Annotated in this window: 21 protein-coding genes, 1 pseudogene and 1 other annotated feature; of the genes and pseudogenes, 15 read left to right on the forward strand and 7 right to left on the reverse strand. The window is 36.7% G+C overall.

Annotation, left to right across the window (positions count from 1 at the left end; translation table 11 throughout):
* Window positions 1–10 precede the first annotated feature (10 nt).
* Window positions 11–475, reverse strand: coding sequence for an RrF2 family transcriptional regulator (locus SB775_RS03225; protein WP_061463806.1), 465 nt, complete (start codon window positions 473–475; stop codon window positions 11–13).
* A 170-nt stretch (window positions 476–645) separates the two neighbouring features.
* Here SB775_RS03225 and hmpA point away from each other — a divergent pair, with 170 nt between their 5' ends.
* The 4 genes from hmpA to SB775_RS03245 all read left to right on the forward strand — a co-directional run bounded on the left by hmpA (window position 646) and on the right by SB775_RS03245 (window position 5082).
* Window positions 646–1854, forward strand: a complete 1209-nt coding sequence (gene hmpA / locus SB775_RS03230; RefSeq protein ID WP_410860496.1) for an NO-inducible flavohemoprotein — start codon at window positions 646–648, stop codon at window positions 1852–1854.
* Between the two features lie 61 nt (window positions 1855–1915).
* Window positions 1916–2130 (forward strand) — a binding site (T-box leader).
* Between the two features lie 56 nt (window positions 2131–2186).
* Window positions 2187–3275, forward strand: a complete 1089-nt coding sequence (gene proB / locus SB775_RS03235; protein WP_410860498.1) for a glutamate 5-kinase — start codon at window positions 2187–2189, stop codon at window positions 3273–3275.
* A 36-nt stretch (window positions 3276–3311) separates the two neighbouring features.
* Entirely contained in the window at window positions 3312–4559 is a 1248-nt protein-coding gene (locus SB775_RS03240) for a glutamate-5-semialdehyde dehydrogenase (RefSeq protein ID WP_410860499.1), read from the forward strand.
* A gap of 79 nt (window positions 4560–4638) precedes the next feature.
* Complete coding sequence (locus SB775_RS03245) at window positions 4639–5082, forward strand: general stress protein (protein WP_410860500.1); 444 nt, start codon at window positions 4639–4641, stop codon at window positions 5080–5082.
* A 155-nt stretch (window positions 5083–5237) separates the two neighbouring features.
* Here the strand turns inward: SB775_RS03245 and SB775_RS03250 are convergent, their stop codons facing one another.
* Both SB775_RS03250 and SB775_RS03255 read right to left on the reverse strand, forming a co-directional pair.
* On the reverse strand, window positions 5238–5633 hold the full coding sequence (locus tag SB775_RS03250; RefSeq protein ID WP_410860501.1) for a transposase: 396 nt from the start codon (window positions 5631–5633) through the stop codon (window positions 5238–5240).
* A 317-nt stretch (window positions 5634–5950) separates the two neighbouring features.
* The gene (locus SB775_RS03255; protein WP_410860503.1) at window positions 5951–6397 is read right to left on the reverse strand and encodes a DUF5392 family protein; all 447 of its coding nucleotides are present in this window, start codon (window positions 6395–6397) and stop codon (window positions 5951–5953) included.
* A gap of 345 nt (window positions 6398–6742) precedes the next feature.
* Here SB775_RS03255 and SB775_RS03260 point away from each other — a divergent pair, with 345 nt between their 5' ends.
* From SB775_RS03260 to SB775_RS03270, 3 genes are all read left to right on the forward strand, one after another.
* Window positions 6743–7288: a TetR/AcrR family transcriptional regulator gene (locus tag SB775_RS03260; protein WP_410860504.1), complete on the forward strand. Its 546-nt coding sequence runs from the start codon at window positions 6743–6745 to the stop codon at window positions 7286–7288.
* Between the two features lie 101 nt (window positions 7289–7389).
* Window positions 7390–9597, forward strand: a complete 2208-nt coding sequence (locus SB775_RS03265; protein WP_410860506.1) for a YhgE/Pip family protein — start codon at window positions 7390–7392, stop codon at window positions 9595–9597.
* Between the two features lie 534 nt (window positions 9598–10131).
* Window positions 10132–10545, forward strand: coding sequence for a DUF4279 domain-containing protein (locus tag SB775_RS03270; protein ID WP_089363214.1), 414 nt, complete (start codon window positions 10132–10134; stop codon window positions 10543–10545).
* Window positions 10546–10697: 152 nt separating this feature from the next.
* On the opposite strand, the pseudogene SB775_RS03275 reads toward SB775_RS03270, so the two are convergent.
* Window positions 10698–10998 (reverse strand): annotated as a pseudogene (locus SB775_RS03275) (IS1595 family transposase); the annotation flags it as partial.
* 712 nt (window positions 10999–11710) lie between these two features.
* Between SB775_RS03275 and SB775_RS03280 the strand changes: the two are divergent.
* Both SB775_RS03280 and SB775_RS03285 read left to right on the forward strand, forming a co-directional pair.
* Window positions 11711–12091: a hypothetical protein gene (locus SB775_RS03280; protein ID WP_250211678.1), complete on the forward strand. Its 381-nt coding sequence runs from the start codon at window positions 11711–11713 to the stop codon at window positions 12089–12091.
* Entirely contained in the window at window positions 12081–12551 is a 471-nt protein-coding gene (locus SB775_RS03285; RefSeq protein ID WP_089363215.1) for a hypothetical protein, read from the forward strand. The genes SB775_RS03280 and SB775_RS03285 overlap by 11 nt, the downstream gene beginning before the upstream one ends.
* 157 nt (window positions 12552–12708) lie before the next feature.
* Here SB775_RS03285 and SB775_RS03290 read toward each other — a convergent pair whose 3' ends face one another.
* Together SB775_RS03290 and SB775_RS03295 are read right to left on the reverse strand one after the other, a co-directional pair.
* On the reverse strand, window positions 12709–13284 hold the full coding sequence (locus SB775_RS03290) for a DUF2238 domain-containing protein (RefSeq protein WP_061463799.1): 576 nt from the start codon (window positions 13282–13284) through the stop codon (window positions 12709–12711).
* Window positions 13285–13288: 4 nt separating this feature from the next.
* Window positions 13289–13867 carry a DUF2238 domain-containing protein gene (locus tag SB775_RS03295; RefSeq protein WP_410860507.1) on the reverse strand — a complete coding sequence of 193 codons (579 nt, stop codon included), beginning with the start codon at window positions 13865–13867 and terminating at the stop codon, window positions 13289–13291.
* A 1085-nt stretch (window positions 13868–14952) separates the two neighbouring features.
* On the opposite strand from SB775_RS03295, the gene SB775_RS03300 reads away from it, so the two are divergent.
* The 6 genes from SB775_RS03300 to SB775_RS03325 all read left to right on the forward strand — a co-directional run bounded on the left by SB775_RS03300 (window position 14953) and on the right by SB775_RS03325 (window position 21888).
* Window positions 14953–15306 (forward strand): GNAT family N-acetyltransferase, encoded by a 354-nt coding sequence (locus SB775_RS03300; RefSeq protein ID WP_089363218.1) that lies wholly within the window; start codon window positions 14953–14955, stop codon window positions 15304–15306.
* A gap of 1525 nt (window positions 15307–16831) precedes the next feature.
* Entirely contained in the window at window positions 16832–17818 is a 987-nt protein-coding gene (locus SB775_RS03305) for an SIS domain-containing protein (protein ID WP_410860508.1), read from the forward strand.
* A 116-nt stretch (window positions 17819–17934) separates the two neighbouring features.
* Complete coding sequence (locus SB775_RS03310; protein WP_410860509.1) at window positions 17935–19221, forward strand: ABC transporter substrate-binding protein; 1287 nt, start codon at window positions 17935–17937, stop codon at window positions 19219–19221.
* 41 nt (window positions 19222–19262) lie between these two features.
* The gene (locus SB775_RS03315; RefSeq protein ID WP_034307788.1) at window positions 19263–20141 is read left to right on the forward strand and encodes a carbohydrate ABC transporter permease; all 879 of its coding nucleotides are present in this window, start codon (window positions 19263–19265) and stop codon (window positions 20139–20141) included.
* Window positions 20142–20227: 86 nt separating this feature from the next.
* A complete protein-coding gene (locus SB775_RS03320; RefSeq protein WP_410860525.1) occupies window positions 20228–21034 on the forward strand; it encodes a carbohydrate ABC transporter permease in 807 nt (268 codons plus the stop codon).
* A 17-nt stretch (window positions 21035–21051) separates the two neighbouring features.
* Complete coding sequence (locus SB775_RS03325) at window positions 21052–21888, forward strand: PfkB family carbohydrate kinase (RefSeq protein WP_410860511.1); 837 nt, start codon at window positions 21052–21054, stop codon at window positions 21886–21888.
* A 36-nt stretch (window positions 21889–21924) separates the two neighbouring features.
* On the opposite strand, the gene SB775_RS03330 is transcribed toward SB775_RS03325, so the two are convergent.
* A complete protein-coding gene (locus SB775_RS03330; RefSeq protein WP_089363224.1) occupies window positions 21925–22683 on the reverse strand; it encodes a GntR family transcriptional regulator in 759 nt (252 codons plus the stop codon).
* Window positions 22684–22700 lie beyond the last annotated feature (17 nt).

The raw sequence follows: 22700 nt of genomic DNA on the forward strand, positions 1-22700 counted from the left end.
AAGAGCCCGATTATAAAAAATCGGGCTCTTCATCATTCTGCTTTACCGAATCGAAATAGGCTTTGAGCATCACTTTATTTTCGCTGAAGTCTGCAATCGTATATTGATCAAGGACCTGTAGAAAAGCATCCAAGGCATTATTAAGGACAAATTTCAATGAACAAACGGGAGAAATCACACAGTTATCGTGATCTTTAAAACATTCCACTAGATAAAAGTCCTCTTCGGTTTTCCGCACCAGTTCCCCTACATTTATGTCAGCAGGTGATTTTGCAAGCCGGAAACCGCCATTTCTTCCGCGTATCGTCTCAATATAGCCTAGTTTACCTAGATTATGAACAATCTTCATCAAATGATTTTTAGATAGTTGATAAACTTCAGAAATCTCTTTTATATTTGATAATTTGCTTTGGTCGTGGGAAGCCAGGTAAATCAACACTCTAAGTGAGTAATCGGAATAACTCGTCAACCTCATGTTTATCGCCTCACATTCTATCCCCATTTGACTATATCATAAATGTGAACATTTTATAAACATGAAAACATAATTTCTAAAAAGATGTATTAAAAATATTGCTTTTAATGCAATTAAGTTCTAATATAAACATGTATTAAAAATACTTGTTTAAGAAGAGGGGTTTATTTATGCTATCCCAGAAAACGATCGATATTATAAAATCAACCGTACCTGTTTTAGAAGTGCATGGTACAACTATAACAACTGTATTCTATAAAAATCTTTTCGAAGCACATCCTGAATTATTAAATGTCTTTAATCATGCCAATCAAAAAAAAGGGCGCCAGCAAAATGCACTAGCCAACACGGTTTTGGCAGCAGCCAAATATATAGATCAACTTGAAACGATTTTACCTGCAGTGAAGCAAATAGCACAAAAACATAGAAGTCTCGCAGTTAAAGCTGAACATTATCCCATTGTAGGAGAACATCTATTAGGTGCAATCAAGGAAGTATTACAAGATTCGGCGACAGAAGAAATCCTTCAAGCTTGGGGAGAGGCTTATGGAGTCATTGCGGATGTTTTCATTAGCATCGAAAAGGAAATGTACGACGAAGCTTCCAATCAGGTCGGAGGATGGTCTGATTTCAAACGATTCACAGTGGTGGAAAAAGTACGGGAAAGTGACGTAATCACATCCTTTTATCTAAAGCCATCAGATGGAGATAAGGTTCCGGCATTTCTTCCGGGACAATATATTACCGTTCGGATCGAGATACCGGGTGAATCGTACTTATTCAACCGTCAGTATAGTTTATCTGATGTTCCGGGAAAAGATTATTTCCGTATTTCCGTTAAAAAAGAAAAGCCGGGAACCTCACCTGATGGAAGGGTCTCTAACTACTTGCATGAATCCATTCAGATGGGTGACAGTATTGACGTAACGGCTCCTGCAGGTGATTTCACCATCGACTTGGATAAACGAACACCGGCAGTATTCTTGAGCGGGGGCGTTGGCATAACGCCTTTCATGAGCATGGTCCATGCGGTAGCTGAACAAACACCTGAGCGTGATGTACAATTCATTCATGCAACCGATAATGGCCATTTACAGCCGTTCAGAATGGAACTGACAGAACTCGGACACAAGCTTACCAACTATGAATTATCCTTTGTCTTTAAAAATCCGAGTGAGGATGATAAGAACCTCCCGAATTTTGAAAAAGAAGGGTATATTGATAAGGAATTAGTGAGCAGTTTTGTTAAACCTGAAGCTGATTATTATGTGTGTGGCCCTGTTCCTTTTATGAAGGCGATCATCACTTACCTGAAAGAATTGGGGATAGATACGGATAAAATTCACTATGAGTTCTTCGGCCCGGCAATGGCGCTTTAATGTTATTCATGTTAGGAAGGTTATTGACATCAAGAAGATTTTTTTGCATACTATATTAAAACAATGAACGTTGAGAGAAGATTAGTATGCGAAAATCACTGTGACAGAGAGCGGGGTCAATTGCTGGAAGACCCGCGACAGGAAAGCGCAGAACCTGCTTCTTGAGTCCTATGCAAAACATAGGCGCAAATCCTGGCGTTATCAGGCAAAGTGGAATGCATGTACTTGCATTCAATGAAGGTGGTACCACGGAGAGCAGCCCTTTTCGTCCTTATTTCGAGGATGAAAAGGGCTTTTTTTCATGTCTAAGATATTTATTGGAGGAAAAATCGATGGAAAAGAAACGCATCGTTATAAAGATAGGAAGTAGTTCTTTAACCAACACACAAGGTGAAATCGACCAAACAAAATTTTCCGATCATATCCAGGCAGTGGCAGCATTAAGAAAGGCGGGACATGAAGTTGTCCTTGTTTCATCAGGTGCTGTAGCGACAGGTTTTCGCAAGCTCGGTTATCCTACGAGACCTGTCACTCTCAAAGGAAAACAAGCTGCTGCAGCTGTAGGGCAAAGCCTATTGATTCAATCATATATGGAACAATTAGGGCACTTTGGAATCGTTCCGGCTCAGATTTTATTAACAAGGAAAGATTTCTCGAAAAAAGAAAGATATAAAAATGCATATGCAACATTGATGGAATTGCTTGAACGCGGCATCCTCCCGATTATTAATGAAAATGATACAGTATCAGTCGAGGAGTTGACTTTCGGTGATAATGATATGCTATCCGCCTTAGTAAGCGGGTTAGTCCACGCCAACAACTTGATCATTTTAACGGACATTAATGGGCTCTATGATTCCAATCCACAGACAAACCCAGGGGCCAAACGATTTGAAAAGCTTTCCGAAGTAACGTCGGATTTATTGCAAATGGCAGAAGGTGCGGGATCTAATGTTGGAACCGGGGGGATGAAATCGAAGCTGATTGCAGCCCAAACTGCATTGTCTCTTGGAGTGAAAGTATTCATCGGTTCTGGTGTGGGGAGCGAAAAACTACTAACTATCCTTGAAGGCAATGGTGATGGCACATATATTGGGAATGATGTCTTGACGACGGTAACGAAAAACAAACAGTGGATATCCCTTCATTCACAAGTATCCGGAAAAATTTTCGTTGATGAAGGTGCCGAAAGGGCTTTAGTTTCAAATGGGAGCAGTCTACTACCAGCTGGAATTTATGAAATTAAAGGAGTATTCAATAAGGGGGATGTCGTCGAGGTCTTTGGTGCAAATGGGTTATTGGGCAGGGGTGAGGTCCTTTATTCCGACGAAGAATTAAAACAGGCTATGGGCAAGCGGACAACCGAGCTTGTGATCACTTCCATAGAAGTGATCCATCGCGATAAATGGGTGAGAGCATAGGTAATCAATTTTAGAGAAAGAAAAGGGGGCATTAAAATGAGTGAAGTGACTGCGAAAGGAAAGGCAGCCAAAAAAGCCAGTTATCAGCTAATTGGATTGACTACGAAAAAGAAGAATGAGGCACTTGGAAAAATTGCAAAGCAAATTGTTAACGATAAAGATCATTTGATAAAAGAAAATCAAAAGGATCTAGAAGAAGGCAGGAAAAAAGGTTTCAGTGAGTCGATATTAGATCGAATAATGTTAAATGTTAATCGTATTGATGACATGGCAGCTGCAATTAGGCTTTTAATCGATTTAAAAGATCCAATTGGAGAAAAATTGGAGACTATCGAAAAAGAAAATGGTTTATTGATTAAAAAGTTACGAGTGCCGATCGGTGTAATCGGAATGATTTATGAAGCAAGGCCAAATGTGACCATCGATGCAGCTACATTATCCTTGAAAACGGGGAATGCGGTCCTTTTAAGAGGCAGCTCTTCAGCCAAATACTCCAATATGGCACTGATCTCTTCCATTCATAAGGCTTTAGAGAATACGGAAATTCCTGTAGAGGCTATTCAGTTAATCGAGGATACGAGTCGGGAATCCGCTAAGGAACTTTTTCACCTTAATGAGTATTTAGATGTTTTGATTCCTCGTGGTGGAAAGAATTTAATTGAAACGGTCATTAAGGAGTCCACTGTTCCCGTCCTTGAAACGGGATCAGGCAATTGCCATATCTTCATCGATCAGACAGCAGATGTCACGATGGTCGAGAAAATTGTCTTAAACGGTAAAACACAGCGACCTTCCGTATGCAATGCAATTGAGGGCCTTCTTATTCACGAAAAATGGTTTGAAGAAAATGGAAAGCTGATTTTGGAAATCCTGGATGAAAAGGGTATTGAAGTATATGGAGACGAAATGGTTTGCAGCGCTTTTCCAAGAGCGAAAAAGGCAACGGAGGATGATTGGTCAACAGAGTACCTAGCATTAAAAATCAGCGTGAAAATTGTAAACGGTGTATCGGATGCAATTGAACACATTAACCGATACGGTTCCAAGCATTCTGAAGCAATCCTAACGGGAGATGAACAAAACGCTTCCATATTTTTGAATAAAGTAGATGCGGCAGCAGTTTATCACAATGCTTCCACCCGTTTTACCGATGGTTTTGAATTCGGTTATGGTGCAGAAATCGGCATTTCCACACAAAAGCTCCATGCACGTGGACCAATGGGTTTACCGGCCTTAACATCAAGCAAGTATTTCATTTATGGTCAGGGGCAAACCAGGGAGTGAAATTCATTTTTCCATCGTAGGTTATTAAAACTCAATTAAGGGTATTGTATAATACATTACTTTTAAAGGAGCAGATACCATGGATAATAGGTTTATAGCAATATATGAGAATGAAAATGAAGCAACTTCAGCAGTCGAAAATTTAAAGGAACAAGGATATACATCCGATCAAATATCAGTAGTTGCCAAAAAAATTGATAAATTACCAAATGAAGCCGAGGAAGTCAGCCCAACAAAGCCTGATGGATTCGTAGCAGGGGCAGCGGCCGGCGGAGCTGTCGGTTTGACAGGTTTACTTATTGGAATGAGTGCATTGGCAATAACTGGAATTGGTCCGATTTTGGCAGCAGGCCCGATTTTCGCCACTTTTGGCGGAGCTGCTGCCGGGGCAGCTTCAGGAGCAGGCGGATTGAGGAAGCCATTATTGAATATTGGACTGGAGGAAGCTGAAGTCGATCGATATGTGGAAGATATCAAGTCCGGAAAAATCCTTGTCATTGCAGATCCCGTTTTAAGTAAATGAATATCGTAAGAAAAATCCCCTTATGACCTCTCATAAGGGGATTTCAGTTTGTAGACAAAAGGGGTTCGGAATTAAAAAATTCCGAACCCCTTTTTGAGATTCGCTTTGAATTTTTGCCTGAAGTTAGGAGATTGGGGCTCTACGAGCCCACTATGTTAGGCCATTTTTGGACCTCGCCATGTCCAATTGGCCATCTTCTTTAAATTAATGGCAGCGAAAGTAAGCATCGCCTGCATCGACAATTTTTTAAGTCCCCTTAAAGTTGTCCAACGCATACCATGCTTTTCTTTTGCATCTGCGAATACACGCTCAATCGTTTTACGCATGGAACGAATACCGAAGGTATATTGAATGAATGTCAGTTTAACTAAAATAACTGGATCAATACTTGGGCGTCCTACCTCTGAATACATCTCTTTCACCAAGTCATAAATGAAAGTGAAGTCAATGGCAGCCTCCATTTTACGAACCAAATGGTTCGGTGGCACCAGTTGATCTAACGTAATCATTTCAAGTTGATCTCGCTGAATAGAATCATGTTTAGAAAGCATCCTCATCACCTCAAGTTTTAATACTTCTATTTTAAAACAAAAATGACTCCAGGCAAAAGTGTTTATCTAAAAGGTAAGACAAAGTTGATTGGAGCGGGTGTACGAGACTCCTGCGGGAAAAGCGCGTCTAGGGGAGACCCCGCAGGCGAAAGCCGAGGAGGCTCCCCGACCGCCCGCGGAAAGCGAGTGCCCTACGTTCCAATCAACGGCCAAATTGTACAACTCATAAAAAATAGACAAACTCGATTTTCATCGAGTTTGTCTACAGTCTGAAATCCCCTTATGACCTCTCATAAGGGGATTTATTTTGTCCTTCTTTATTCATTATGGAAAGATTTATTCTTCCTTTGTTGTTCTTCCGCAAGAAACTCCAAAAAGACATTCATTGCAGATAGCGGCTGCTCATTTACCTTTTTATAGTAATTACTTTTCCTGGCATCGGTTAAGTAGTTGCTTTCTTTCATTCTCTCCAGCATATGCTTCTTGCTCATTTTCATTATTTCTTTTTGGTTGTGTTTGTTTTCCTTTAAAAGGGCAAATCCTATAGCACCCACTAATGCATATATTGCAAGAGCAATTTTAGAGATTGGGTATGAGTCGTTTTTAAATAAAAGAAAAAATAGATTTATGATGGAAAACCCTATCATTACGGTTGAAAAAAAACTGTATTTCATATTTTTCTTCAATAATGGGGACAGTTTTGATTGAAGTTTTTCGATTTCGGATTGCATGAAACGCGGTATATTATTTATCTTAATATTCATAGTTTCCTCCTTAATATGCATTCTTGAAATATGAAATTTGTATTGGTTACCTTTTGTTTCATCTCATGGTCGGTACGGTATATTTTACACGAATTTTTTAAGGAATCAGGAAAAGGAACCTAATTGTCTATATCTTATCGCTTAGATACTGATTTGTCATTTATTATACTTCAATATTAAGGAATCAATCTGGGGATAAAGTAAAAAAGAAGAAAGATAAAAAGCCTCTTGAATATGATTTTCCTAAACTCAAAAAAAGATGCCTTGCTATTATTAAAAAAATTTGTTAATATCATAAAATAACTTATTGACCGTTTTGTTCAACTGGTCAGTTTGAGGTGATATATGTCAATTGACAGGAAAAAGTTAATATTAGAAGCTGCGACAAAGTCTTTTTCACTCTTTGGTTATAAAGCTACAACAATGGAACAAGTAGCCAAAATAGCAAATGTCGGAAAAGGGACCATCTATATCTTTTATGCCAATAAAGAGCAATTGTTTAAAGAGATTGTGTTACGAATGATTGAAGAAATGAAAAATGAGGCTGAGCAGTCAATTAAACCAAACTTAACCTTTTATGAAAACCTGCATAGTGCACTTTATCGAATCTTAAAATTCAGAAAGGAGCATCAATTATCACTGAAGCTATTTCAGGAAGAAAAAGAAATGGGAACGCCAGCCGTTTTACAAATGTTAAATGAAATGGAAATAGCGATTATTTCTTATATTAAGGAAAAAATTAAATTAGCTATCGAAAAGAAAGATATTTCTCCATGTAATCCTGAAATAACAGCTTTTATCATGTTGAAGATTTATTTAGCACTTATATTCGACGGGGAAAGAAATCATAAACCACTTGAAAAAGAAGAAATAGCAGAACTATTTCAGTAATATTTGTTTAACGGATTGGCTGTCACTCATGATAGTCCTTATTATTTGTAAAAAAATGACCAAATGAACTAAATGGTCAATCATACTTAGGGGGAAATTCTTTGAAATCTAGTTTAATAAAACAGGAGTTACTTGGCCTGTTTAAAAATAAAAAACTGCTTATTCCGATTATCGCAATCCTGTTTATTCCTATTTTGTATAGTGGCATGTTCTTATGGGCTTTTTGGGATCCGTATGATCGTCTGGAAGATTTACCAGTTGCCATTGTTAATAATGACTCCGGTGCTGAGTTAGAGGGAGAAGAAATAAAACTAGGAGATGAATTTGTAGAAAAACTGAAGAAAAGTAAGGACTTTAATTTTCAGTTTGTTGATCGTAAAACAGGCTACAAAAACTTAGAGGATCAAAAATATTATTTACTAGTAGAAGTTCCAGAGAATTTTTCAAAAAACGCGACGACGTTAATGGATGAAAAGCCGAAAAAACTTGAATTAAAGTATGTTCCAAATGAAAGCTTTAACTTCTTATCAGCTCAAATAGGAGAAACAGCTGTTCAAAAAATCCAAATGGCTCTTGCAGAAAAAGTAACTGAGACATATGCAGAGACCATGTTTGACATCATTACTGAAATGGGCGAAGGGTTTCAGTCAACGGATGAAGCAGCTGGGAAACTGAAAGATGGAATCCTGGACGTTGATAATGGTGCAAAAACTTTAGAAGAAAAATTATCATCATTAGCTGAGAAACAAGTTGAATTTACAGGTGGTACCAAGAAAGTTCAGGATGGTACCGTTGAGCTACAAAAAGGAGCAAAAACTCTTGCTGATGGTTTAGGCCAGTTATCTAACGCTCAAAAACAATTGATTGACGGAGCGAAAAAGGCAGAAGATGGGGCAGGAAGCCTTCAAGCTGGTATTGAAAAAACTCATACTGGCATTGGTACAGTTGAAGAAAAGATGAATGAACTTGTTTCAGGTACGGAAAAAATCCATGATGGAAGTAAGCAACTGACAGGTTCCTTGCAACAGTTAGAGTCAGGTTCAAATAGCTTAGCTGAAGGTGCATCAGGATTGAAAGAAGGTGTATCGACTCTTCAATCGACCTTAGACCCATATTTGGGGGCTTTACCAAAAGAACAGCAAGATGCATTGAAGCAAGCATTTGATAATTTATCAGCTGGCGCTACAAAGCTTGAATCAGGGAATAAAGAGCTTGCTAATTCTGCCGGTCAGATTCAAGCAGGTGCCTCTAGCCTTTCTGAAAATATTTCGACCCTGAATAGTGGCCAAAAAGCACTTCAAACAGGTGTCTCTCAATTAAATGAAGGAGCAGGTCAATTAGAAACAGGGGCTGCTCAATTAAAAGAAGGTCAATCTCAATTAAGAGTAGGTCTAGTAACATTCGGTGAGAAATTATCAGAAGCAGCAACCGGTAGCCAAAACCTCGCTTCAGGTTCAGCGACACTTGCAGATGGAGTCAATCAGCTTACAGCAGGATCGGCAGCATTAGCAGATGGATCTAGTCAATTAGCGGATGGTTCTAGTAAAATTGTAAATGGAACAAGTAAGTTGGCGGAAGGGTCGACAGAGTTTAAGGATAAAATCAATAAAGCGGCTAAAGGTTCAGCTGATATTAATGCTAGTGAAGAAACGTATAACATGGTTGCAGAACCTGTTAAGGTTGAAAAAGAAAGCATCAATAAAGTTCCGAACTATGGAACTGGTTTTGCTCCTTACTTTCTATCATTAGGTTTGTTTGTAGGTGCATTATTGCTCTCAATTGTCTTTCCATTAAGAGAGCCGATTGGAATTCCGAAAAACGGGTTCACTTGGTTCTTAAGTAAATTTGGCATTATTGCTGCAGTAGGTATTATCCAAGCAATTATAGCCTCAGGATTAACATTAGTACTGCTTGATATGGAAGTGAAAAGTGTACCGTTATTCGTAATGTTCTCGATTATAACGAGTTTGGTATTCATTACATTGATTCAGTTGCTTGTAACAACATTGGGAGATCCAGGTCGTTTCATCGCGATTGTTATCTTGATCTTACAATTAACGACAAGTGCTGGAACATTCCCACTTGAATTAATACCAGAACCATTACAAATATTCAATAATTGGTTACCGATGACCTTCTCAGTTAGAGGGTTTAAAGAGGTTATATCAAGTGGTAACTTTGGTTTAATGTGGCAAAACGTCTATGTTTTACTTGGCTTTACAATTAGCTTTATGATATTGACATTACTTTACTTTGTCTTTAAGCATAAGAAAAGCTATTCAGGAGTAAGCGAAACTACAGAAAATTAAACACAAACAAAAGAACGATTCCTCTTAAAGGAATCGTTCCAGACTGTAGACAAACTCTATGAAAATCGAGTTTGTCTATTTTTATGGCTTGTACAATTTGGACGTTTGGAACGTAGGGCACTCGCTTTCCGCGGGCGGTCGGGGAGCCTCCTCGGCTTTCGCCTTTGGTGTCTCCCCTAGACGCGCTTTTCCCGCAGGAGTCTCGAACACCCGCTCCAATCAACTTTGTCTTGCCTTTTAGATGGAACACTTTTGCGCCTGGAGTCATTTTTGTTTTAGGCTGTTTTCTAAAAGATTGTTGCTATTCAATTAAGAAAATCTAACATCTTTATAGAGATAAGCTTAACTTTCAATGAACTAACAACTAAACAAATATCGAAACAATGGTCGGTCCGAAAGGTTTGTACTTAGAAGGATTCAGGTTATTTGACAAGAAACCTTAATGGCTTAGCCATTTATTATTGTATATGATACAAGTACTAAACATTTTTTAAAATAGGAAGAGGATGAAGTATTCTGAATAAAACAAAAGTAATGGCTTATTTTAGTGCATTTGGTGATGAATTCCCTTTGGAGATAGTAACCGATGTTCTTGGTATTGAACCCACAGAAACTTACAAAAAGGGAGATATTATCGAAAGTTCTACTAACCCTAATCTTGTATCAACCAAAATTAGACGGAGGAAAAAGACCGATTGGACTTTAAGCACAGGATACCAAGAGTCATACGATATTAACAACCAGTTGAATCCTATTCTAAAATCCCTTGAAGGGAAAACGGAAGATTTAAAACAACTCAAAGTGAAATATGGTTTAGAGTTTCTTTTTATGATTGTAATTCAAATAGAAAATAACGAAAAACCCGCAATGTATTTACAGAAAAACATTATTGATTTTTCTAGCTTAATTCAAGCAGAAATCGTTTTTGATTTATATATATTTAGTTAAGAAAAATTGTTGATTTTCTTGTTCAATATCCTATGCAGCTATTTAGCTGAAATTATGTTCACTTAAATTAATAATGGTCCATTTAAATTATGACGCTTCGCTTAGAGTACAAAAATGCTCTGAGCGTTTTTGCTTACTAAAATCCAAACCCATTATCTTCTTAACATTTCAACAGTGTGATAGTTGGATCTTTGACAAGCTGAAATAAGCATATGTTCAACACGTTTATCAAACGCCATATTCTTTCCTATTTCTAGCCAGCGAAACCAGTAAAGGTAATTTATCCAGATAATATGTTCCAACTCCTTGAAAACGCTCCATGCAACCCTTTAGTCTGTTGTAAAAGTTATTAACGTGCTGTATATGATAGATACCTTTTTTTACACGTTGCTTCTGACGTTCATTAATCGTCTCGTGCAGCAAGCATTTTATCTTAGCGAATTTTTTATAGTTTTGAAAACAAGTGAAGTAAATAACCATTTCAATTACAAACCCTTTATTGGCTTGAATAAATGTCCCTTTGTTTATTTCCCCCCCCCAATTCCAGCAAGAACAAATCTTGACGCTAAACAGTAGAAGGAATAATAGTTTTAATTTTCACCAATTCCGTTAAGGAGATATTAGACTCCAACCGGTCTAAAGGAGGAGCACCAAGACAGATATGATTGCCGTGTCCAAATGCAATCTGAGGACTTGGATTATGGTGAATATCAAATTCATGGTCGCGTTCAATTTCGTCTCGATTAGCTGATGCAAGCAGAGCTAATATTATTTGGCCTTTTTGTAAGTGTTTGCACCCTTTAAAGTTTAGATTAAAAGCTACCTATTTCACTAAACTTATCAAAGGAAATTTTTCCTGCTGACAGGATTGTGCTGTTAGCGTGGGCTAAATACTAACATTATAAAAAATCTTCATCATTTTGACCTAACTGGCCCTAAATAGCGAGTCTTTTTTTATGGTAATATTGTCCTCATATGGTATAATAGTTACAGAGAAGGAGTGTGTTAGCTATTGATAAACCCGAAAACATGCTAATTATTCCTTTTTTATATTTGTTACGTGACTATTATCGTATTTAGTACTTTTAAATCGAGTTTTTGAACAAATCAATATATAATTAGAAAGCGAGATAATAGATTTAAATTTATTAAGGAGGGACATAGAATGATGGAATGGGCTCTAATCATTTTGTTTGGTGTAGCAGTTTTACTGTTCATTTTATCGTTTATTAAAAAGGATTCTGTAAAAGTGGACAGTCAATTGGAACAGCTTGCTATCACTTTTGGAAATGAAATGAATGTATTACAGGAAAAAATCAGGAACATCGAGATAGATGCTGAAATTACGGTGCAAGAGGCAGGCATTCTTGCAATGTCTTCCGAAAAGCGGAACTTGTTGCGTGAAGTACTCGACCTACATAAGCGAGGCTATTCATTTGAAAGCATCGCACTGAAAACAAAACAGACGGAAAATGAGATAGAAGGCTTGCTTACTCCTTACATTAAAACGAAGAGTGAAAGGAGAAATGTGGCCAATGACATCTAAATCAATGCGCAGCTTTGCCGGTGGCCTTATTGTTGCGGCAGGTTTGTGCGGTGCAGTGTATTTCTTTGGTCCAAGTGAAGCGACGGGCACTTCAGAGAAACTAACAGCAGATGAGATGAAAGAATCTCTGGCTTCTGAAGGGTATGTCATACATACAGAAAAAGAATGGGAAGATGAGATTGCTGAAGCAAAGTCGATTAAAGATAAAGCGGAAGCTGAAAAAGAAAATGTAAAAGAACCAACAGAGAAAGTCATATATCGTACAGTTCTGAGAGTGTCTAAAGGCTCGACAAGTATCGATGTGGGTAAAACCCTTCAAAAAGCAAAAGTCATTAAGAATGCCAATAAGTTTTCAGACGAGGTTGAAAAGAAAGGCAAGGCCAACGGACTACGACCTGGAACATATGTGGTAGATAGTGAGATGACGACGGATAAAATCATATCCATCATATTTAAATGACCATAAAAACCGGCCATCCATGTGATGGTCGGTTTTTATATGCAGTCAACGCAATGTTACCATTTCTATACTTAAGATTTGATTAGCCGATTTTTGCATAAACCTTTAACAATTAAGATGAGATGAAATGGAAGATTGTTAAAACATGTGAACTTTTTCATGTTTTCCTTACCTTAACCTTTGTCCGAACTCCGGCCCACATTGCAATAATGAGACCTCCAACAGTATCGGCGATTAAATCTGTCATTGTATCTTTATTTCCTCCGCCTTGTAATGTCATTCCGAATAATTGATCAGAACTAAATTCGTAGATTTCCCATATAACACCACCAAGTGCTGCGAAAGAGAGGGTAAACAAAAAGACAAACCAGGGGGATATCCCATTACCTGCATTTCTGTGTACCAAACGTTCATATAAAGCAATTGCAGTAAAAGCAAGAAGGGATCCACTTAGGAAATGTAAGAATGTGTCCCACCACCCCAGTCCATACCAGCCTAAAATAGATCCTAAATATTGTGAACCGAACAAGAAGATTAAATAGGAAATGATAATGGGCAGATTGAATTGAAGCTTAGTAAATAGGGCCAATAGCAGGGGAATTGCTCCACAAACCACACCACCTATCGAAACAAGGGATTTGAAAGTTTCATCGGTTGTATAGTAAAAGATAGATAAAGCTGCCATGAAAAGTACATAGACCAAACTAAATGAAATAACTAACTTACGATTCATATGATTACCTCTGCAAATTATCATGATTTTTTTGTACACTAGAATAAATGGAGATAAGAAGACCGCCAGTAAGACCGAAAATCATATCGTACATAGTATCTTTATTACCGCCTCGCTGCATGGTTTGAGTAAAAGTCAGGTCTCCTGCGAACTCATAGACTTCCCAAAGAACAGTGGCAGTGACTGAAAGTGAGAGAACAAATAGAAAGATGACCCAACTTGAAATATCTTTTCGCGCCCCTTGAGGGATGAAAAATTTATAGAGAGCAATTCCAACAAAACCGATAAAAATGCCCTTGTAGAAATGAAGGGTAGAGTCCCACCATTTAAAATCCACATAAAAATTTGCGATTGACCCTAAAAATGTCGTACAGAAAACAAAAACATAAAAACCAATAATGATCGGAATGTTAAAGGGATTATGTTTAACAAATAATATTGAAATGGGCAAGGCACTTATCAATATACCCCCAAGAGCTACCATCCATCGGGAAGAATCATCTTTAATGAGGTAAAAGATGAATAAAACAGTCATAAATACTACAAAAACTAAACTAAGAATAATGATTATTTTATGTTTCAACATACCACCTCATTCATAACATTCATTGGATCATCCTATAGTATTCAACCAAAATGCAACGGTGAAAATGGATTTGTTCGAATTTCCAGCCTTTTTTATGATGATCTTTATTTGCCGCCAACTCGCATTATTATAATTACTTTGCTACCATAAGTGCTTTCTTTATAGTGGGCCAAAGAACCAAGATATCCAGAATGATAACCAGAATTAAAATGGTTCCTCCGATCAATATCAGGTAAAAAAGCTTTATTCCTTTAGTGAACTTTGAAGGGAAAATCATTAAATATATAACAGGTTTAGTTAGATTTACCAAAATGAGCTGGATGTTTTGTATATGGCATAAGGATGATAGAAATTTTTAAAAAATAGTAAGTAATATGAAGAAAATTTCCAACCTTACTTTCAAGACAACAACTACTACAGCTAAAGGAGAAGGGGTATGTAAAACAGCCTTTCCAACTAAATACAAAGGATTAAATGTTGAAACGATCAGGCATTCACCTTTTTTTTGTTCCTTCCTTCTTAATACTTCTTATTTTTGGCCATTCATGTTCAAGTTATTCATACAGAAATTAATTGCCCTTCTTCAACAATTCATCACCGTTTCATTCGGTCTCAATTTTTCTGTCTTTTACCTAAATATTCCAATATATTCATTAGAACCGATTCCATTGGTGAAGGTATGGAATCTATCGCGAAATCGCTTTAAAAGAAAAACAATGAATTGCCATTACGAATTATATTTGCTGTTTTCATATTACTCTTATTCCAGAAACAAAATCGCAACCTGGATTTGGAAAAAAAGTGTAGTACTCCGATATGTATTATGTTCGCTTGTTTTTTTAAAATGACACTCCATTTGTATAGTTCCTTTGAGTGGCACGATTTTTGCATATAATTGTTGGTATATCGAATATATAGGAGAAAGGAAGAGAGTAGGAAACTGTTAGACACATAATTAATGAAGAACATTTAAGCCCTTGGTTATCAAGCATATTGGAATGGTTTATATGTCAGAAAGTTAATCCTGATTCATAAAGGGAAAGCGAAGCAATTAAACTTAAAAAGGTTAGGAGTAAATTAGTATGAAAATACCAGTGGAAAATATAGTAGAGTTAACTGTAGAACATCAATTCTTACAGGCTTATCCTATATTGAGTCAGTTACGTCCTGATTTGACTTTAATGGAATATCTAGAATTAGTAAATGATATGCGTAAGGAGGGTAAACAGTTATTTGCTTTATATCATGATACAAGTATCGTAGCATTAGCAGGTGTTAGCTGGCGTGAAGATCCAGATAATGAACGCTATATTTATGTACATGATTTGGTTACTGATGTAAATCATCGTCCTAGTGGCCTTGGATATAGTCTGCTTAGTTATATACATAATTGGGCAAAAGAATATGGAGCTGAATATATTACATTGGAATCTTGAATTCGGCGCCTTGACGCCAAAATGTACAATTTTTTTAGGATGGGGTTGGTACCTATTGGGTGTAGATTTTTTTTCGTACATAGGATGAATTTTTACGGCTTCTAGATTGAAGGGGAAATGGGGGACAAAACCATTATGAAGTTAAGGTTGGAAAAACAAATAAACTTGGGATGAAACATACATCTGAACAAGTTAAAGGAGAAAAAATCCATGCACCTATTCAAAGGAATGGGTGCCCTGCCATCCAAAAATTAATGGAAAGCTTATACAAACTCTGCATAGAGGAATCTCTGCAGGGTTTTTCTTCATTTATCTTTTTTGTGACCCTAAACCATCCAACTTTCTGCCACTTAGTACAACAAGGGAAAATTGAAGTCGTTGATCTCAAAATTATAATAAATTATGCGCATATTGGCAATCTATGCATTTATTCATAGGAGACTTTTTTAAAAAAACTTCCAATGAATTTGATTGAGATTGTGCTTCAGGATGCCTATAAACGATTAGATGAGGTAACTGTCTCCAAATGCAAGAAAGTTGGAGATTAATAAAAAACAATTAACATACCAAATTACCTTATGTGAATAGAAACGTCTTGAGGTGGATTATTCTTTCCATAGGTCATGAAATGGAGGCAATCAATTCCGAAAATATAGAAAATCAGGCTATTCATCAAAATCACCTTATATACTATTTTACTCACCCTATTTTAATTACTACCAACAATAAAAAGGGAAGGCAGAGAGTAAGAAGTCCATAATTCAGCTGGTTTATTTGATTTGGCTATATTTTCATACTAGGGATAAAACTATAGTGATCATTCCCAGAGAGAGGGTAAGTCAGAAAACGATAGTCATTTAGTTTAACCACTTGTTATCTAGTAATGAACCAAATAAAAGCAATACTGCTGCTTTTCATATTATTCGTATTTCTTATTCCAGATATCAAAATCGAAAATATGCAACCTATATTTGAAGAAGGCATGAAACCGGTAAAGGGAGATCATATCACTCTTTAGCACTGTCTTATGTTCAGCTTGTTTTATGATCACTCGATATGTAAACAAAAAGGCTTAAATGAAGAAAAACTTTTATTTAGGGACTTTATTAGCTGGCGGCGTTCTTTTCTTTATGGACTCGCCTTAGGACTAGTTCAATCGCTAGGTTTGCAATGTTACAAAAATCCTCTTTTTTCATTATCATACAATTTTTTACATCCCGATATAGTGCATTATCAAATTTTATTGCCAGTTTGGTAGTTATTAGTAATATTAGGTAAATCGAAAGGTGGCTTGCATCATATTTGATGTTAAAGTGGGCGTTTCACAACAAAAGAAAATTTCCCATGAAAATTTTAATGGGAAAAGAAACTGCAATGTATTGGGTAACTGATTCATGGATATTAAAAGGTTAAAGGATAAATGAAATATTCTGACAAATATATTGACTAAAGAAAGACTATGAATTAATATAACAATATATAACATTACATAATGTTGTATATCAAATATTGAAGGAGTGGGAAAATGAGTAAATCTGTTATTAATGTAAAAAGTAATGTAAAAACAGTATTGGATCAATTAAAGGGTAGGAAAATTAACAATATTTATTTTGTAGCATGCGGTGGATCTTCTGCCATTATGTATTCAGCTAAGTATATACTGGATCGTGAAGCTAAAAATATAACTTCTGATCTATATAGTTCAAATGAGTTTATACATCGTAATCCACAACAATTAGGGAAGGAATCTTTAGTAATTTTATGCTCTATGTCTGGAACAACTCCTGAAACAGCAGAAGCGGCTAAGTTTGCAAAAAGTAAAGGTGCGTTTACAGTGGCATTAACGAACGAACCAGCATCACCATTGGCCCAAAATTCGGACCTTTATATTAAATATGAATGGGGTAACGGTGTAAACGCCTTTGATACAAACCTCAGTGTTTTATATCAACTAGTTTTTGGTGTACTTCATATAGCGGAAAACAATGAGAAGTTTGGAAAACTAGTATCAAGTTTAGAGAACTTACAGCCAGTGTATGAAAAAGCTCTACAGCAAGAAGCTTCTAATGCAAGAATATTCGCCCAATCTCATGCAAAAGAACCTGTTATCTATACAATGGCCAGTGGTTCCAACTATGGGACAGCCTATTCTTTCAGTATTTGTATCTTAATGGAAATGCAATGGATACACTCACATGCCATTCATGCTGGTGAGTACTTCCATGGACCATTCGAAATTATTGACGAAAATGTACCGTTTATCATTCTATTGGGATTGGATGAAACAAGACCGTTAGAAGAAAGAGCGTTATCTTTTTCTCAGCGTTATGGCAAAAAGCTAACTGTGTTAGATGCAAAACAGTATGATCTTGGTGGTATCGATGAAGAAGTAAAAGGATATATTGCGCCGCTAATCTTAAATCGTGTATTGCGTCAATATGCAGAAGAATTAGCGGAAGCGCGTAATCATCCTTTAAGCAAGAGACGTTATATGTGGAAAGTAGAATACTAATAGCTGGAGAAAACTTAATATTCTGTATATTTTATTTACGAATTATACTATAATGTTTTATAACATTATAGTATAATTTCCTGATATTAAAAGCATTTATAAAAAGGAGGGTATTCATGAGAAAAACAAAACTTATATTTGCATCATTTTTAAGTTTATCTTTAATGCTTGGGGGATGTTCTGGTGAAAAAACAGCTTCAGAATCAGATGTTGGAAAAACTACCTTAACATTTTTCCATAGGTGGCCAAAGGAACCGGAAAAAACTTACTTTAATGAAGTTGTAAAAGAATTTGAAAAACAAAACCCCGATATCCATATTAAAACCGAAGCAGTGCTAAACGATTCGTATAAAGACAAGATTAAAGTAATGACTGGTACAAATAATCCACCTGATGTTTATTTCTCATGGAGTGATGAATTTGCCAGTCAGTTTGTGCGAGGAAATAAAGCTTTGGATTTAACTTCTTATTATAAAAACGATCCGACATGGTCTTCTCAACTCGTTCCATCCCAAGTCAAACCATATACATTTAATAATAAGGTGTATGGTGTCCCCGTAACAATGGATGGGAAAATGTTTTTCTATAACAAGGATGTTTTCGAAAAATTGAACATATACCCACCTAAAACATGGAATGAATTAATCGATGTATTAAAAGTGTTAAAAAAGAATAACTACACAGCCATTCAATTCGGCAGTCAAGATACTTGGACAATTTCCCATTATGTGGGCACATTGAATCAACGTCTGGTTAGTCCGGAAGTGCTGGCAATGGATTATAATCGAAAAACCGGAAAATTCAAGGATGACGACTACATAAAAGCGCTTGAGAAATTCCAAGAGTTGTTACCTTATTTTAACGAGAATACGAATTCAATAGATCATGAATATGCTAGGCAGCAATTTTCAAATGGTAAAGCACCTATGTTTTATGCAGAAACGGCAGAAATCAAGTTATTTGGACCTACTAAGTTTGAACTTGGAATGTTTAACTTTCCTGAAGTGGAAGGCGGAAAGGGTAATCAAACAAATCTAACGGGATCACCTGAGGGCTTTATGATTTCTTCTAAGACAAAGCATCCTAAAGAAGCGATGGAGTTTTTAAAGTTTCTAACCACTAAACAGATGGGAGAGAAACTAGTCACTGATGTGGGCAAGTATAGTGCAGTTAAAGGAACGGTGAATGAAAATAATTCTTCCCCGGAACAGCTGGAAGCGGTTCAAAGCATATTAAACACAAAAGAAATGGCCCCATGGTTTGACATGAGCATTGATACGCGTATTGCAGATGCCTATTTAACCGGAACACAAATGATGTTAAATGGAGATAAAACACCTAAACAAATTATGCGTGATGTTCAAAAAGCTGCTGATACTGTTAGAACTGAAGCGGGGAAATAAGGGAATTCATTTTTCCGTTTTATTAAGGGAGTGATATTTTAATGATAAAACCCGATAAATTTGTACCTTATCTATATCTTCTTCCAGCCTTAGTTTTTTTATTGCTTGTTTATATTCCCATTTTCCAGAATATTGGCGATAGTATGTATAATTGGAGTACATTTTCACCAGATAAAGCATTTGTAGGGATGGATAACTACTTTACTTTATTTAAAGATCCCGTATTTTATGAAGCTTTAAAAAATAATATTCTTTATGCTGTCATTTCAATTGTTTTCCAGGTTTTTGGAGGGTTAATTGTTGCAGCTGTTTTAGAAGATAAATTAATCCGTAAATTTTCACCTATCTTTCGCACAGTCTATTTTTTGCCGGTCGTCGTTTCAATGACAGTCATCGCATTGCTGTTTTCATTTTTTTACAACCCGGAAGTGGGATTATTAAATCAGTTTCTTAAAATGATTGGATTGAATAATTTAGCACTGCCATGGTTGGGTGATAGTGAAACGGCAATCTATGCAGTCATTGCTGTCTCACAGTGGCAATCGATTGGTTATATAGCCATGCTATATATCGTATCCATTCAAAAAATTTCACCTGAACTATATGAAGCAGCTGAAATGGATGGAGCGAATAAAATAAAAACGTTTTTTCACATTACGGTTCCAGCAACAAAGGAAATGACATTCGTCGCCGTAATATTAACATTGACAGGTGCCTTTACAGTGTTTAATGAGCCATATATCTTAACCGGAGGGGGACCGGGAACTTCTTCTGAAGTACTAAGTACCTATTTATATAAAACGGCTTTTTCAAAAGATATGATGGGATATGCTTCTGCCATAGCAACGGTTATCTTAATTATTACGTTACTTATTTCTCTTGTTCAAATGAAAATATTTAAAACGGGAAAGGAGGACTAATAATGGAGATGCCTAAATCAACTATTAGAGTACCGGAATTAGTTGTGGAAAATCTAGAGTATGCAAGGAAAAGAAAAGTCTTTAATATGAGAGTAGCCCTTGTTTATGCAGGTTTGATCGCCTACTTTCTTGTTGTTGCATATCCCTTATTATGGATGGTCATCAGTTCTTTCAAAAGCACAGAGGAAATTTTCAGCCATAGTTGGTCACTTCCTCATACATGGTTGTTTGAAAATTATGTAACAGCTTGGAATAGTGGGATTTCTTCCTACTTTTTAAATAGTGTCATGGTTACTGGCATGACTTGTATTCTAACGGTATTAGTAAGTGCGTTGGGTGCCTACGGATTATCTCGCTTTGATTTTCGTGGAAAGGCTTTCATTTTGGTCATATGCTTAGGCGGTTTGATGCTATCTCCCCAAGTAAGCCTGATCCCTTTGTATAATATCATTCAGAAGCTAGGTATATATAACACACACTGGGCGTTAATTTTACCTTATGTAGCATACAGAATTCCGCTAACCATCTTATTGATCCGGGCTTACTTCCTGTCCATTCCGAAAGAACTGGAAGAGGCTGCCCGGTTGGATGGATGTACGAATCTTGGAATCCTTTTTAGGATTTTCATCCCTATGAGTAAGCCTATTTTATTAACAACGGCAATTTTAACAGCTTACTATACATGGAATGAATTTATGTTCGCCATCATCTTCATAGACGATGATAGTTTACGTACGATACCTGCCGGTTTAATGCAATTCCGAGATGCACTGCAAACCGATTGGGGTGTGTTACTTTCTGGATTAACTATTTCAGCGGCACCTATCGTCATTTTATTTTTATTCATGCAGAAGTATTTTATCCGTGGAATTGCTAGTGGAAGTGTAAAATGATAACAGGGGGAACAGGCATGAAGCTAATTGGAATTGGAGATAACGTAGTAGATTTTTATAAAGACCAAGGAAAGATATATCCTGGCGGCAATACATTAAACGTGGCAGTGCTGTACAATCGTTTAAATGATAAACAGTCTTCATATATTGGCATTGTAGGTAATGACGTGGCAGCAGATCATGTGTTAGAGGTATTGCAAAAGGAAAAGATAGAGATTAGTAGAGTAAGACAAGCAGTAGGAGAGAATGGGATGGCCGTCGTCGCGTTGGATAAGGACGGGGACCGAATTTTTGTTGGTTCCAATAAGGGGGGAATTCAATCAAGATTGGGGATTGTACTGAATGACAAGGATTTGGATTATATTCGGCAACACGACCTTCTTCATACAAGTGTATATAGCCGAATAGAGCATAATCTTCCAATATTAAGCCAATTCATTGACATTTCTTTTGATTTTTCGACAAATCAAGAGGATCACTATTTACAAAAAGTTTGTCCGTATGTAACTTATGCATTTTTTTCCGGAAGCAATTTGAACGAGGCAGAGTGCAATGCACTGATTCAAAAGGTGCATTCGTTCGGCACAAAAGTGATATGTGTTACTCGTGGGGAAAAGGGAGCAATTTTATCAACTGAAAATCAATTATATGAACAAGCTATTATCCAAACCAAAGTTGTAGATACGTTGGGGGCGGGAGATTCTTTTATTGCTGGTTTTCTCTCATCGTACGTCCAGGGTCAAGATGTATATAAAGCTTTACAAAAAGGAGCTTTAGTTGCCTCCCAAACCTGTCAGGACTATGGTGCTTTCGGGTATGGTAAAGAATATCATCCTGACCATATGATGGTTTAAAATGATTTAGATGGAAAAAGGTAACGAGATCCCGGATTAGGACGGGGATTCGTTACCTTTTTCTTGTGATATGGAACTATCAATCGTAAAAGTCACTCGATTAGCAGGATAATAGAGGAAGGATGAATGGATAGGTTGCTTCTTAGCGTCATATGCCACTTTCTCCACTTTGAAAAGGGGGTCTCCCACTTCGCATTCTAAATATTTTGCTTCATCGGCATTTGCCAAAACCATATTTAAAAGTTTCGTGTTATGAACAGGAGTTATATTATATTTATGCTTTATGATATCATACATGGAAACAGAGTTATGGACATGTTGATTTAAATCAGGCAGGACCTTTAAGGAATAATGAGAAATTTCTAAGGTGAGAGGTTGATTATCATAGTATAAGATCCGTTGTAATTCAAGAACATCACTTTCAGGGGTAATCTCCAAGGATTTGGAAATATTAGCCGATGCAGGTATGATCCCAAATGAAAGGATTTTTGTTTGAGGTATCTTCCCTAATTCTGACATATATTCAGCATGACCATTAACAGCAAATAATTCCCTTTTTACTTTAGGATATTGGACAAATGTTCCCTTTCCTTGTTGGCGTATTAGAAGACCCTCTTCCACCAAGTCCAAAACCGCCTTTCTGACAGTAATGCGACTTACTCCATATATGTCACATAATTCTGTTTCGGTTGGTAATCTTTCGCCAGGAGAGTAAATCCCTTTGTTAATATCTTCGATAATAGATTGTTTTAATTGTATGTATAATGGTGTAGAACTATTTGTGTTGAGTTTCATGTTTTCCCCTTTCTCGT

This window comes from Peribacillus sp. SIMBA_075 (assembly GCF_046534585.1).